General features: G+C 62.2%; 13 protein-coding genes. 7 read left to right on the plus strand and 6 right to left on the minus strand.

Features of this window, described 5'->3' with window-relative positions; all coding sequences use genetic code 11:
• Positions 1-49: 49 nt before the first annotated feature.
• Entirely contained in the window at positions 50-832 is a 783-nt protein-coding gene (locus tag BUS06_RS36760; protein WP_074269139.1) for an ABC transporter substrate-binding protein, read from the minus strand.
• 172 nt (positions 833-1,004) lie between these two features.
• Between BUS06_RS36760 and BUS06_RS36765 the strand changes: the two genes are divergently transcribed.
• From BUS06_RS36765 to BUS06_RS36795, 7 genes are all read left to right on the plus strand, one after another.
• The gene (locus BUS06_RS36765; RefSeq protein ID WP_074269140.1) at positions 1,005-1,808 is read left to right on the plus strand and encodes an IclR family transcriptional regulator; all 804 of its coding nucleotides are present in this window, start codon (positions 1,005-1,007) and stop codon (positions 1,806-1,808) included.
• Between the two features lie 321 nt (positions 1,809-2,129).
• Positions 2,130-3,002, plus strand: a complete 873-nt coding sequence (locus BUS06_RS36770; protein WP_074269141.1) for an ABC transporter substrate-binding protein — start codon at positions 2,130-2,132, stop codon at positions 3,000-3,002.
• A 73-nt stretch (positions 3,003-3,075) separates the two neighbouring features.
• Positions 3,076-4,611 (plus strand): amino acid ABC transporter permease/ATP-binding protein, encoded by a 1,536-nt coding sequence (locus BUS06_RS36775; protein ID WP_074269142.1) that lies wholly within the window; start codon positions 3,076-3,078, stop codon positions 4,609-4,611.
• 16 nt (positions 4,612-4,627) lie between these two features.
• On the plus strand, positions 4,628-5,302 hold the full coding sequence (locus tag BUS06_RS36780; RefSeq protein WP_074269143.1) for a GntR family transcriptional regulator: 675 nt from the start codon (positions 4,628-4,630) through the stop codon (positions 5,300-5,302).
• A gap of 105 nt (positions 5,303-5,407) precedes the next feature.
• A complete protein-coding gene (locus tag BUS06_RS36785) occupies positions 5,408-6,262 on the plus strand; it encodes an urea carboxylase-associated family protein (RefSeq protein ID WP_074269144.1) in 855 nt (284 codons plus the stop codon).
• A 252-nt stretch (positions 6,263-6,514) separates the two neighbouring features.
• A complete protein-coding gene (locus tag BUS06_RS36790) occupies positions 6,515-7,549 on the plus strand; it encodes an ABC transporter substrate-binding protein (RefSeq protein ID WP_143787778.1) in 1,035 nt (344 codons plus the stop codon).
• Between the two features lie 14 nt (positions 7,550-7,563).
• On the plus strand, positions 7,564-9,342 hold the full coding sequence (locus BUS06_RS36795; protein WP_074269146.1) for a GMC family oxidoreductase: 1,779 nt from the start codon (positions 7,564-7,566) through the stop codon (positions 9,340-9,342).
• Here the strand turns inward: BUS06_RS36795 and BUS06_RS36800 are convergent.
• The 5 genes from BUS06_RS36800 to BUS06_RS36820 form a co-directional block, all read right to left on the minus strand.
• Positions 9,263-10,054 carry an ABC transporter permease gene (locus BUS06_RS36800; protein WP_074269147.1) on the minus strand — a complete coding sequence of 264 codons (792 nt, stop codon included), beginning with the start codon at positions 10,052-10,054 and terminating at the stop codon, positions 9,263-9,265. The genes BUS06_RS36795 and BUS06_RS36800 overlap by 80 nt on opposite strands.
• Entirely contained in the window at positions 10,051-10,956 is a 906-nt protein-coding gene (locus tag BUS06_RS36805) for an ABC transporter permease (RefSeq protein ID WP_074269148.1), read from the minus strand. Before BUS06_RS36805 ends, BUS06_RS36800 begins: the two co-directional genes overlap by 4 nt.
• A gap of 53 nt (positions 10,957-11,009) precedes the next feature.
• Entirely contained in the window at positions 11,010-12,323 is a 1,314-nt protein-coding gene (locus tag BUS06_RS36810) for an NAD(P)/FAD-dependent oxidoreductase (protein WP_074269149.1), read from the minus strand.
• Positions 12,320-13,036, minus strand: coding sequence for an HAD-IA family hydrolase (locus BUS06_RS36815; protein ID WP_074269150.1), 717 nt, complete (start codon positions 13,034-13,036; stop codon positions 12,320-12,322). The genes BUS06_RS36810 and BUS06_RS36815 overlap by 4 nt, the downstream gene beginning before the upstream one ends.
• A gap of 64 nt (positions 13,037-13,100) precedes the next feature.
• Positions 13,101-14,183 carry an ABC transporter ATP-binding protein gene (locus BUS06_RS36820; RefSeq protein WP_074269151.1) on the minus strand — a complete coding sequence of 361 codons (1,083 nt, stop codon included), beginning with the start codon at positions 14,181-14,183 and terminating at the stop codon, positions 13,101-13,103.
• Positions 14,184-14,200: the final 17 nt, after the last annotated feature.

The following is a 14,200-nucleotide window of genomic DNA, read 5'->3' on the forward strand; positions in this document are numbered from 1 at the left end:
GATGCGCGCGGCACGGACACGGCCAGGCTGGATGAAGCGATGCGCAGCGTTACTCCATATGCCATTTCTGCAGGACCTGCTGCAGGGAACCGTCCGCCTTCATCTTCTTGATGGCCTGATTGAGCATTTCAAGCGTCGCCGAGTCACCCTTACGGACTACGAAACACACCTGGCCTTTCACATCCGGTTGATACTCCTTCACGAGTTTTACCTGCGGATTGGCACCGTGTTCGAGCTGATACGCAATGATGGGCTGGTCGCCGAATCCCGCCTTGATACGGCCAAGCGCGACGTCGCGCATGATGTCGGCCACCGAGTCGTATGTGCGCACTTCCTTGAAGATGCCCCGCTTGTTCAAGGCATCGACGAATGCCGTGCCGACCTGAGCGCCCACTACTTCGCCCTTCAGGTCGTCCATCGACGTGTAATGCCCGGTATCGTCTGCCTTGACCATCAGCCCTTCGCCGTACGAGTAGACCGTGTCGGAGAAATCGACGACCTGCTGGCGCGCCGGCGTCTTCAGCATTGCCGCAGAGATGATGTCGATTTTTTTGGTGGTAAGCGACGGAATCAGCGCGGAGAACGTCGTTTGCTGGACACTGACCTGGAAACCGCCTTCCTTGCCCGCCGCCGTGATGGCGTCGACCATCATGCCCTGAATCGAACCGGTCTTCACGTCGAGGAAGGTGAACGGCACACCGGTTGCCGTGGCGCCTACCGTGTAAGCCGGCTGCTCGGCGGCCACCGCAATGGCGGCCACCGCAATTACACAGGACAAAGCGATAGCAAGGCCGGTTGCAGCACCGGCGAGGCGTTTGACGAGCGGAATCATGCGGATCTCCAGATTGGGATGGTTTGAACCTACTGCGACTCTTCCACAGCGATACGCGGTGTTTGAAGCATGATAATCAAATCAAAAATATCGCAAAGAAATTTATGTGTATCGATATTCGATACGATAGACTGTGTCCAACCTGGCAAAACAAGACGGATCAAAGGCGCACATGAGCGAGCTGAACGAGGACAAAGAGGTCGACCTGCTGTTCAACCAGTCGCTGGAAAAGGGCTTGGCCGTGTTGCGCGCCTTCAGCGCGAAACGGCGCACCATGACGCTCGCAGAAGTAGCCGAAGCCACCGGCATAACAAAGAGTTCGGCCCAGCGCATGATCTATACGCTCGAGAAGCTCGGCTACGTGCGCAAACATCCGCTCACCCGCCGCTATCAGTTGACGCTGCGCGCGATGCAGATCGGCTTCAACTATCTGGCGGCCGACACGTTGATCGACGTGGCCAACCCGTTCCTCTCTGAACTGACGAACGTCACCGGCGAGACCACCAATCTGACCGAGCCCGACGACGACGAAATGGTCTACGTAGCCCGTTTTGTATGTACGAAGTTCGTACCAATCCACATGCCGATCGGCAGCCGGATTCCGATGTACTGCACCGGGTCGGGCCGTGCCTACCTCAGCGCGTTGCCGCGCGATGAGGCGCTCGAGCGGCTCGCGAAAATGGATCTGATCGGATACACGCCACACACGCTGACGGATATCGGGGAGATCGGGCAGCGCCTTGCCGACGCACAGCGCAACGGCTATGCGACGAATCGCGAAGAGTTGTTCATCGGCGATATGACGATCGCAGCACCGGTAATCGATAGCCAGAGAAGGCCGGTAGCGGCGGTGCACGTCGTGGCGCCCACCAGCCGGTGGACGCTCGCCGAGGCGCAGGAGCGGCTCGCGCCAGCGGTGATCGACTGCGCCCGCGGTATCAGCAATTCGATCAGGACACTCGAGCTGATTTCATAACAGGCGCGCGCCAACCTGCAGCGTCGCGCGAAACCGTCACCGCACGCACGATTTCGATTCACAACCGCTTCGCCTGCCTCTTCGTGTCTCTCCCGAGGCACGGAAATGGTGCTTCGGCTTCCCCGTCCACCGATACCGGCGCTTTCCGGCCGCCCTCCTCGCCATCGGCCAACCCATTGTCCGTCCGCCGTTTCACACCCGCTCGCCGCTTTCGCACACCTCATTGGCATACATTCTGCTTGGTGGCACTTTAATTGTTCAACAATTATTTTCTTATTGTTGAACAATGTATATTGTCACCACACCGACGAGTGAGAGCCCATGAAAGCCCATCTTTGCCTCAATTCTTTGCTGAACGCCCTGCTGAAACTGGCGAAATTCGCTACCGCTACCGGGGCGGTCTGCGCAGCCACCCATGTCTTCGCGGCCACGGGCATCCCGACGGTCACCTCTGGCGCCTTAACCGTCGGCGCCGATTTGACCTATCCGCCGTACGACTACCTCGAAGGCGCCACCCCGAGCGGCTTCGACCCTGCGTTCATGAGCAGGCTCGCGGAGCATCTGAAACTAAAACCCGGATTCGTCGACACGCGCTTCGCCAACCTGATCCTCGGCGTCAACGCGAACCGCTTCGACGTGATTGCATCGGCACTCTATGTGACGCCGGAACGCGCGAAGCAGATCGATTTCGTGCCTTACCTGAAAACCGGCGGCTCGCTGCTCGCGTTGAGCCATTCCGGCTTCGCCCCGAAGACGCCGGAAGATCTTTGCGGCAAGCGCGTAAGTTCGATCAAGGGCGCGTCGTGGATTCCGAAACTCAACGACGTGTCGAAACAGGTCTGTGCGCCTGCCGGTCGCGGCGCAATCGACGTGCGCGAGTTCGAGACTTCGCCGGAAGCGGCCCAGGCCGTGCTGGCGCACGCGGTCGACGCGCAGTTCGAAGACTCGGCCGTGGCGCAGATGACCGTCAACAAGCTTGGCGGACGCGTGGCGATTACCTCGACCACCCCGCTCTATCCGGTCGTCATCGGTCTCGGCGTCAAGAAAGGCAATGACGCGCTGCTCGCCGAGCTGAAGAGTGCGTTTGCGTCGATGAAGCAGGCGGGTGAATACCAGGCACTACTCAAGCAGTACAACGTCGCGGAGCCGACCGGCAATGACATTGCCCTGGCGCTCGGTACGGCACAGAACTAACGGCACACCGCGCGCAGCCTGAGGCCGGGCACTCGCCCGTGTCCTCGTGGCTGCACGCCGTAGGGGGAAGCTCATGGTATTCGACTGGCACTACACGGCTTCATTGCTGTTTGACGCCGCTTTCTGGAAGGCCACCTGGCTCGTAGTCGAACTGAGTGCCGCGACCTGGCTGATCGGCATTGTGGCAGGCTTCGCGCTTGCACTCGGCAAACAGTCCGTCTTCACGCCGCTACGCGTAGCGTGCAGCACCTACATCTGGCTGTTTCGCAGCCTGCCGCTGCTGGTGCTGCTGATCTTCGTCTATAACCTGCCGCAGGTCCTGCCCTGGACCGGAGGCCTGTTGTCCGATCCGTTCTGGGCCGGCCTGCTGGCGCTGTCGATCAGCGAAGCGGCCTATATCGCCGAGATCCATCGCGGTGGCCTGCTGTCGCTTCACAAAGGCCAGCTCGAAGCGGGTAAAGCGCTCGGCATCCGCTTCGTCGGACTGCAACGGCTGATCGTGCTGCCGCAGGCGTTTCGCGTCGCGCTGCCTGCGCTCATCAACGAGTACATTACGATCGTCAAGCTGACGTCGCTCGTGTCGGTCATTTCGCTGGCGGAAATCCTGCTGGTGGGTGAGCGTCTGTACACGCAAAACTTCAAGGTGCTCGAGACGATGCTGGCCGTATCGTTCTACTATGTGCTGATCGTCACCGTGTTCGGCCATGTGTTGAAGCTGCTGGAAAAACATCTGGACGTCACGCGCCGCAAGCAGGCTGGCATCGCCGCCGTTGCCATTGAGGTGCCGCGGCCCGCGTCAACGCCGGCGGCTGCGAAGGTCACGCGTGCAGCGCGAGCCGGCGGTACGGCGCGCGCGCTGGAGGCTATCGGCATCCGCAAACGTTACGGCAATCATGAAGTGCTTGGAGGGATCGACCTGACGGTGCACTCCGGCGAAGTGGTCTCGATCATCGGCCCGTCGGGCTCCGGCAAGACCTCGCTGATACGCACGCTGAACGGCCTGGAGACGCTCGACGACGGTGAAGTCCGGCTGCACGGCGAGGCATTCCTGTGGCCGCCCCGCGGCAGGCATGGCAAGGTGCCGCACGCACAGTACGTGCGCGGCATCCTCGATATCGGCATGGTGTTTCAGAGCTTCAACCTGTTTCCACACCAGACAGCGCTGCAGAATGTAACGCTGGCGCCCCGCTATCACGGGCGCCGCAACGGGTCCGCGCTCGAAGAGGCCGGCATGCAGTTGCTGGCGAAGGTGGGCATGGCCGCGCATGCGCAGAAGTATCCGCATCAGCTTTCCGGCGGCCAGCAGCAACGTGTCGCGATTGCGCGAGCATTGGCGATGCAGCCGTCGATCGTATTGTTCGACGAACCGACCTCGGCGCTCGATCCCGAACTGGTCACCGAGGTGCTCAAGGTAATCGAGGAACTCGCCCGGGAAGGCATGACCATGATCATCGTCACACACGAAATCAACTTCGCGTTCCGCATTTCAGACCGTATCGTGTTCATGGAAGCGGGTACGATCGTCAGCGACGCGTCACCGCACGAACTGGCTGCGCTGGACAAGACTTCGCGGATCGCCAGCTTCCTTAAAGACGTCCACATTGCCTGAAAAACACAAACACCGTATGCCTACCTCGCATCCAGCTGTTACCACCCTCACCGGCCAGGAGCCCGAGCAATCGGTCACAGATCGGATCCTGTCGACGATCCGCGACGAAATCATTGAAGGCAAATTGCCGCCGGGCACGGCGCTCGTCGAGAACGACCTCACCCAGATTCACGACGTCTCGCGCAACACGCTGCGTGAAGCGCTGCGCCTCTTGTGCCGCGAAGGACTCGCGGTGCATTACCGGCATCGTGGCGTGATCGTGCGCACCTTGACGCGTCACGACGTGCGCGACATCTACCGGGTACGGCGTACGCTCGAACTGCAAGCCCTGTTGCGCGAAGACCCTATCGAAGACAACGAAATCGCTTCCATGCGCGAAGCCGTCATGCACGCGCAAGCAGCGACGGACGAAGGCGACTGGCGTAGCGTCGGCACCTATAGCCTGCTGTTTCATCGGCGCATCGTGCAGTTGCTCGGCAGCCCGCTGTTCGACACGTTCTTCACGACGATTCTGGCGCAGCTGCGTCTCGTGTTCGCTTCCGCTCCCGACGAGCGCCGCTTCCAGCGACCCTGGATCGCGAAGGATCAGCAGATTCTCGAGCTGATCGCCAACGGCCGCACCGCCGAAGCCAGCGCCGCACTCGCCGACTACCTGAAGCAGTCGGAGCATGCGTTGCTCGATTACCTTTGAGTCACTTCCCTCTCATTCACACCTCAGTCAACGACCACTGCGCAAACCGGCTGCCGCGCGTAGCAAGCGCAGCCTGTCCGCCTGTCTCATGAAGGAGTCACCAGCATGTTGAATTACCCCGCCGCCTATCAGTCCACCAAGGGTTCCGCGCTCGACCCCGACAAGGCCTTCTATCAACGCATTGCCTCCGAACACGACTCGCGCACGCTGATCGAGTCGATCGTCGTGCCGATCCGTTCGGGTCAGGCCTGGAGCGTGCCGGCCGGTCACGTGTTCCGGATTGTCACGATCGAGGGTCCGCAAGTCGCCGACCTGAACATGTGGAACCTGCATAACCCGCGCGAGCGCATGTGGGCATCGCGTACGCGCCAGTTGCAGCAGGCGCACGTCAGCACCTTCGACCGCCTGTGGTCGACACTGCCGTTTCTGCGCCCCATGGTGACGATCACCGACGACAGCCTCGCCGACTACGGCGTCGACGAACATGGCGGGCGCGTTCACGACCTGCTCGGCACACGTTGCGATCCGTATGTGAACCGGATGCTGACCGGTGAGGACTTTCATTTCCACTGCCACTCGAACCTGACGCGCGCCATCGCTCCGTACGGCCTGACCGAATACGACGTGCACGATGTGCTCAACGTGTTCCAGTGCACCGGACTGAATCTCGAAGACAAATACTTCATGAAGGCGTGCCCGGCCAAAAAGGGAGATTACCTCGAGTTCTTTGCGGAAATCGACCTGCTGTGCGCGCTGTCGACCTGCCCGGGCGGCGATCTGTCATTGCCCATGTGGGGACCTGACGCGCGCGATCCGCTGGAAGTGTGCCGCCCGCTTGGCATCGAAATCTACCGCCTCGCGCCGCAGATGCTCGATGGCTGGACGCCGCCCGCCGTTGCTGCGTACAAGGGCCAGCATGGCATGGCGCTGCAGCCGCCGCAGTGGAAATGCGGTTGCTGACCAAGGCCCTCTGCGCATCGTTCTTCCAGCCATGACGTAGCGTTATGCCCGCTCTAACAATTCGGGAATTGCGAGCGGGAAAATGGTCCCCTACATTTTGACCACGACGTATCCGGCGCAATGTGCCTCGCGGGTTCCTCGCGCTGCCGATACGCTTCGCAGATAGCGGCCTGCACTCCTAAGTGGCATGACATCCGGACACGGGCCTCGCTAACGAACCATCCAACCTTGGGGATAGCCGCCGTGAAAATGATGAAGCCAGGTCGCGTCACTGTTCTGTCGCTCGCCATCACGCTGCTGAGCACACCTGTGCTGGCTGCGAGCGGCCAGATCACCTTCGTCTCGCAAGGCGGCGTCTACCAGGAAGCGCAGACCAAGGCCATCCTCGATCCGGCAGCCAAACTGCTCGACATCACCGTCAATCAGGACAGCGTGCCCGACGCGTACCCGGCCATCAAGGCGCAAGCTGCGGCGGGCAAGCCGATCTGGGACGTCGTGGACACTCCCGCGTCGAACTGCCTGCGCGGCGGCAAGGAAGGCCTGATCGAAAAGCTCGACTTCTCGAAGATCCCGAACGCCGCGTCGATACCGGAGAAATACCGCACGCCCTACTCGGCGGCCTACGAGTTTTACTCGACGGTGATTGCGTATAACAAGAAGTCGCTCAAGAAAGTCCCGCAAAGCTGGGCCGACTTCTGGAACGTCAAGGACTTCCCGGGCACGCGTGCCCTGCGCAACGATCCGCAAGGCACACTCGAAGCCGCGCTACTCGCAGACGGCGTGGCACGCGACAAGCTCTATCCGCTCGACGTGGATCGCGCCTTCAAGAAGCTGCAGCAGATCAAGCCGGACATCACGGTCTGGTGGACCTCGGGCGGCCAATCGGCGCAGTTGCTGCACGACGGCGAAGTTGACATGGAAATGATCTGGAATGGCCGCGCCAGCGCGGTGCGCAAAGACGATCCCGATGTCGACTTCACCTTCAACGATGGCCTGCTGCAGAACACGCAACTGTGCATCGTGAAGAACGCGCCGAACCAGGCGGCCGCAGTGAAATTCCTCAACGCGGCGTTCTCGCCCGATCTGCAGGCTAATCTGCCGCTTTATATCGACTACGGGCCGGGTAATCCGGCTGCCTTCAAGACCGGCAAGATCACCGCGCAACGTGCCAGCGAGCTGCCGAGTTCGCCCGCCAATGCCGCGAAACAGGCCCTACTCTCCGAAGAATGGTGGGCCTCCGATGCCGGTATCGCCGCTCGCGCCCGCTGGCTCAAGTTCATGCAATAGACGCAACGCGCCACGTGATCGACTATCTGATTCTGGGTGGAGGCTCGGCGGGCTGCGTGCTCGCCGCGCGTCTTTCGGAAGATCCGCAGAAGACCGTGTGCCTCGTCGAGGCCGGCCGGGATATCTCGCAGGCGAGCATGCCGGATGCGATCCGCAGCCGCTATCCCGGTCGCGCGTATCTCGACGCCAGCAATATCTGGCGACGGCTTACTGCGGTGATGTCTACGCGGTTCGCCCCTGGCACCACTGCGGCCGGCACGAGCACAGGCACATCCCGGCGCTACGAGCAGGCGCGCCTGTTAGGCGGCGGTTCGGCGATCAATGCGCTGATGGCCAATCGCGGCGCTCCCGCCGACTACGATGAATGGGAAGCGCTCGGTGCGCATGGCTGGAACTGGCAAGCCTGCCTGCCGTATTTCCGCAAGCTCGAAACGGATTGCGACTTCGACGGCGAACTGCATGGCCAGCAAGGTCCGGTGCGCATCCGGCGTACCGAATGGACTCGCGTATCGCCGTTCGTGCGAGCCGTGCTGGGTGCATTGGAACAGCTCGGCCATCCGCGGCGCGCAGATCAGAATGGCCCATGGCAGGACGGGACCTATGTCGGCTCGATAGCGGTAAGCGAGGACGGTGAGCGCATTCCGACCTCGGTCTGCTATCTGAGCGACGCAGTGCGGAAACGGCCGAATCTGACGATCCGCACTCACCTCCTCGCCGAGCGCATCCACTTCGAAGACGTGCGTGCGACGGGTGCGCGATTGCGGCACGAAGACGGTTCGACAGAAGATCTCTACGCGAAGGAAACCATCGTTTGCTCAGGCGCAATTCATAGTCCCGCGCTGCTGCTGCGCAGCGGCATCGGCCCAGCCGCCGACCTTGCCGCACTCGGCATTCCCCTCGTGGCCGATTTACCCGGGGTGGGCCGCAACCTGATGGAGCATCCTTCGATCGCCGTTTCCGCCTGGCTGCCGCGCGCCGGCCGCACGCCGTACCCGGAAGAGCATCACGAGCAGGCCATTGTGCGCTTCTCCTCCCGCTTGCCGGACACCGTAGCCGGCGACATGCACGGTGCGATCCTGTCACGCTCCGGCTGGCATTCGATCGGATACCGGCTTGGTACGATATTCTTCTGGGTGAACAAATCGTACTCGCGCGGCCAGCTAAAACTCACCTCAGCGGATCCGCGCGACGAACCGTCGGTCGAATTCAACATGCTGTCCGACCCGCGCGACCTCGAGCGCCTGAAGCTCGCAATGCGCCTTGGCGCTACCACGCTTGCCGGGACTTCAATGGCAGGGATGCGCGGCACGGTCTTTCCGTCGAGCTATTCGCCGCGTGTCGCGAAAGTCGCGGTGCCCGGCAGGTTCAACGCACTACAGCGTGGCGCGCTCAGCGCACTGCTCGATGTCGCGGGGCCGCTGCGTGGCTGGCTGATTCGCCGGCTGATTACCCAGGGCGTCACGATCGAAAACCTGCTCGCCGACGATGCAGCATTAACCCACTTCGTCACGCGCTCAGTGGGCTGCACCTGGCATCCATCCGGCACTTGCCGGATGGGCTCGCCCGACGACCCTCAAGCGGTGACCGACGCGAGCGGCTCCGTGCGGGGCGTCGAAGGCTTGCGTGTGTGCGATGCATCGCTGATGCCGTCGATCCCCTGCGCCAACACGAATATCCCGACCATCATGATCGCCGAACGCATCGCCGATATGATCAGGCTCGCGCAGCCGGCCTGCGAGTCACCACAATCGTCACAACCAGACATAAGGTCAGCGCAGTCAGCAAGGTACTGATCGCCGCAATCGTCGGGTCGATTTCATCGCGCAGCGCGACGAACATCCGCCGCGTGAGCGTCTGATTGTCGCCACCGGAGACGAACAGTGCGACCACGGTTTCATCGAGCGCCTGAATGAACACGAACACCGCGGCGGAAATCACGCTCGATCGAATCTGCGGCAGCGTCACCGTCATAAAGCTGCGCAAGCGGTTCATGCCGAGACTGCGGGCTACCATCTCCTGGGTCTGATCGAAGGTCCGCAGATCCGCGCTCACGGAAATCAGCACGTACGGCAGACCGAGCATCGTGTCGGCGAGAATCAACCCGGTCATGCTGTTGACGAGCCCCGTATGCGCATACACGAAGAACACCCCGACCGCGACGATGATGACCGGCACCATCAATGGCAGCATCAGCACGAGACGCACATAGCGCATGCTCCAGTGGGTGCCGTTCTGGATCCCATACGCCGCCGCGACGCCAAGCGGCGTAGCGATCAAGGCCGCGGACACGGAAGCCGTCAGCGTGGTGCGCGCGGCCGCCATCCATGTCGGACTGCCGACGAATGCTTCGTACCAGCGCAGCGAGTAGGCCGGCGGCGGGAAGGTCATAAAGCGCGTGTCGGAAAACGACAGCGGCACGACGATCAGAACCGGCACGATCAGAAACAGCAGGATCAGAACGACCACCGCGCCTAAAACAAGCTTGCCGGATGCGGATTTTTTCATTTCGCCCCCAAGGTCTTCTCGAGCGGTATCACGCGACTCACAGCGTAGAAGATCGCAAATACGCAAACGAGCAGCACCACGCTGACGGCGCTCGCTGCCCCCCACCTGTCGTAGAGCTCCACATTACGGCTGACGAGCATCGACACCATCATCGATCTGCCGCCGCCCATCAGCTCCGGGGTGATGTAAAAGCCGAGGCAAAGAATGAACACAAGGGTGGCACCCGCGAGCACGCCGCTTAACGACAGCGGCAAAAACACCCGCAGAAATACGTGCAACGGCGAGCCGCCGAGACTCGCTCCCGCATGCACGAGGTTCTCCGGAATCTTCTGCATTGCCGAGTACAGCGGCAAGACCATGAACGGCAGCAGGATATGCACCATGGCGATGATCGTGCCCAACTGGTTGTAGGCCAGTTGCAACGGATGATCGATCACACCCATCGACAGCAGCGTCTTGTTGACGAGCCCCGTACGCTGCAGCAGCACGAGCCACGCGTAAGTGCGCACCAGCACGCTGGTCCAGAACGGCAGAATCACGAGGCCCAGCACGAGCGCGCTCAGTTTCGGCGGCAACGCGGCGGCCGCATACGCGACCGGGTAGCCCAGCAGCAGCGTAACGAGCGTGACGATAAAGCTAAGCTTGAAAGTAAGCGCGAACGTGGCTCCGTAGGCGCTGTCGGTGAAAATGCGCCGGTAATTCTCGAGCGTAAAGCCGTCGGCATAGATCGATTGCCAGGAAAGCCACGCGAGCGGCACCACCAGCAACACGACGATCACGATCAGCGCCGGCGCGATCAGCAGCAGCATCGTGCGGTCCTCGCGGCGCTGATACCGCACTGCCGCGTTGGCCCTGTCGACTGCATCGGCCGCATCGGCCTTGTCGGCCGCGAAAGAAGGCATCCACCCGTCTCCTGCAGAAGTTCGCCCCGCGGTAGCGTCGCGCTGAACTGACATCACGCACCTATTGCATCGAGAAACTGATACCACGCCGCGACCATCCGCACACCCGGCGAGCGCAACGCATGAAAAGGCACCGGTTGCAAACCGTTCGTTGCGAGCAGCGACAATTCCGGCTTGTCGCCGAGCGCGAGCGCCGCCGCCTGCTGACCGAGCAGGCTGGCCATCGCCACACCTGCTCCGTTGTACCCCAGACAAAATGTCGTGACAGCATCGCTGCGCCCGATATGCGGCAATTGATCGAAGGTCATGCCGACGTAACCCGACCAGCGGTACTCCACCTTTACACTGGTGAGGTCCGGAAACAGCGCGACCATCGCGCGCTGCAGCGCATCAAAACCGGCGAGTTGTCCTTCCTTGCCAAACGCATCGCGTCCACCGAACACCATCCGGCCATCTGCCTTACGGAACCACTTCATCATGCGCCGCGTTTCGGTATAGCTGCGCTGCTCCACCATCAGACGTGCATCGAGTTCGGCGGGTAAACGCTCAGTTGCAATGATCGCGCTGCGAAACGGCACGAGCGTACGCTGATAAGCACCGGTGGCCGGCGTCAGACTGGAATACGCGTTCGTCGCGACTATCACCTGTTTGGCCCGCACCGTACCGCCCGGCGTGCGTATCAGCACGCCTTCGCCGTCGCGCTGCATGTCGATCGCCGGACTCGACTCGTAGATCGGCACCTTGCGGGTCGTCAAACCGGCTGCGATACCCTGCACGTAGCGCAGCGGCAGGATCGTGCCGGCGTCGGCGCTCAATACGCCGCCGACGAAAGCATTCGAACCGGTCTCGCGCGCCACCTCGGCCCGCGATTGCACAGACATCGACGTATCGCCGAGCGCCTGTCGCACCCAGTCCGCTTCGGCACGAATCGTTGCGAAAGCGCGCTCCGTATGCGCGCAGCGCAAGCTGCCAGTGTGCTGAAAATGCGCGTCGTGAAGCTTGAATTCATCGACCAGCGACTCAACCACTCGCACGCCTTCGTGCGCGAGGCGATGCATCGTGCGGGCCGTATCAATGCCATGCAGCCGTGCGATGGTCGGAAACGAGAGGCGGAATTTCGACGACACCACGCCACCGTTACGGCCACTCGCGCCCCAACCGACCGGGTTGGCATCGAGCACCACCGTCTCCGCGCCGCGTTTTTGCAATGCGTACGCAGCACAAAGCCCCGAATAGCCGGCGCCGATCACCGCCACCTCGGTCACCAGATCGCGGGCCAACGGTGCACCGGTGCTAACGGGCGCCGTCGCGCCGCCCATCGCGGACCACAGCGACGCAGCGGACTGCCGGGCGGCAGGCGGCTTCATGCGGCGACCTGCTCCTCGGCCTCGACCGCGTCAGCGAGTGCCTTGAGCGTCGCAAACCTGAAGTCGGGTGTAGTCACGCGCTCGGGTATCGGCGTGGCGCCGAACCCTTGCAGCCCCTGACGGCGCTCGATCCAGCACACCGTATACCCAAGCTCGCGAGCCACGCCGATGTCGTGATACTGGCTTTGCGCAACGTGCAGGATGTCGCCGAACTTATAGCCGAAGGCGGACTGGCGTCCGCGGTTATAGGCGAAGAACTGTGGGTCCGGCTTCGCAACGCCGGTTTCGTCGGCGGTAACGCTGTCGTCGAACGGATCGCCGAGCGTGTGCGCATACGCCGACAAGGCCACGCGATCGGCATTGGTCATCGCCACCAGCCGGAAGTGCCGGCGCAGGCGCTGCAACGCCGCCACCGAATCGTCAAACGCGGGCCAGTCGAGCACGTCGCGCTGAAAAGCAGCGGCCGTCTGCGGATCGGCGGGCAGGCCCAGTTCAGCCGCCAACGACTGGTAGACGCTCGCCATCGCGTGGCTGGAGCGGCCCGGATACGTCGCACGGCCACGGATGTACGGTTCGAAGATCTGGTCGTCGGTCAAATTGCGGGCCGCTTCGCCGCCGAGCCGCCGGACCGATTCCAGCACGCCTTTTTCAAAGTTGATCAGCGTGCCGACGACATCGAACGTCAGCACCTTGAAATCGGTCAGTTTTTTCATTCGTATTCCTCTTCAGTTTTATGTGAACCCTGGATGAGAGAGCCCGGCAATCCGGGCACATGAATCAGGCGGGCACGACTATGGTGTCCTGCGGGTCGAGCACCACGGTCATCTCCATGCCGGGCGCGGGAATCTGCAGACGGGCGTGGTAACTGCCCGGCTGGCGCAAGCTGATTGCCGTACCATCCGGCAGCGTCGCGAAGACGCGCAGGCTTTCGCCCTGATACAGCACCTCGGTCACGCGGCAACGCAGCTGGTTGAGCTGCGCGCCGTTGTCATCACGACTGTCGTGGATGCGCAGCTTCTCCGTCTGCACCGCCAGCAGCAAAGCCTCGGCACGCGGCAGCGGATGCGCTGTGCGCAGCACCGTCGCCCCCAGCAGCACCGCATCGGCGCCGGCACGTGTCACGCTCAACAATGTCGCTTCACCGATAAAACTCGCCACAAAGGCATCGCGCGGCCGGTCGTACAGATGCTCAGGCGTATCGACCTGCACGAGGCGGCCGTTGCGCAACACGGCAACGCGGTCGCTCATCGTCAGCGCCTCGCGCTGATCGTGCGTCACATAGACGATCGTCGCGCCCAGCTTTCTGTGCAGGCGGCGCAGTTCGATCTGCATGGTTTCGCGCAGTTGCTTGTCGAGCGCGGAGAGCGGCTCGTCCATCAGGATCAGTTGCGGCTCGAATACCATGGCGCGGGCGAGCGCCACGCGCTGACGCTGCCCACCGGATAGCTGCGCAATGCGCCGGCCTTCGTAACCGCTCAACTCGACCATCGCGAGCGCATCCGATACTTTCTTCGCCCAGCCCGACTTCGGCTGGCGCCGCGCGCGCAGCGGATAGGCCACGTTCTCGCCGACCGTCATATGCGGAAACAGCGCGTAGTTCTGAAACACGATGCCGATGTCGCGTTTATGGGGCGGCGCAAATGTAATATCACGGCCACCCACCCACACCGAGCCCGAACTCGGCTGCACGAAGCCGCCCAGAATGCCGAGCAGCGTGGTCTTGCCCGACCCGGACGGCCCGAGCAGCGAAACGAATTCGCCCGGCGCGATGTCGATGGACACGTCGTCGAGCGCGACCACCGGACCGTAGCGCCGCGCTGCCGAACGGATCGACACGTCTGCTTTCGCTCTTGCGTCCATGCTTGTTTCCCGTCCAC

The sequence above is a fragment of the Paraburkholderia phenazinium genome, assembly GCF_900141745.1.
GTDB classification, from domain to species: Bacteria; Pseudomonadota; Gammaproteobacteria; order Burkholderiales; family Burkholderiaceae; genus Paraburkholderia; species Paraburkholderia phenazinium_B.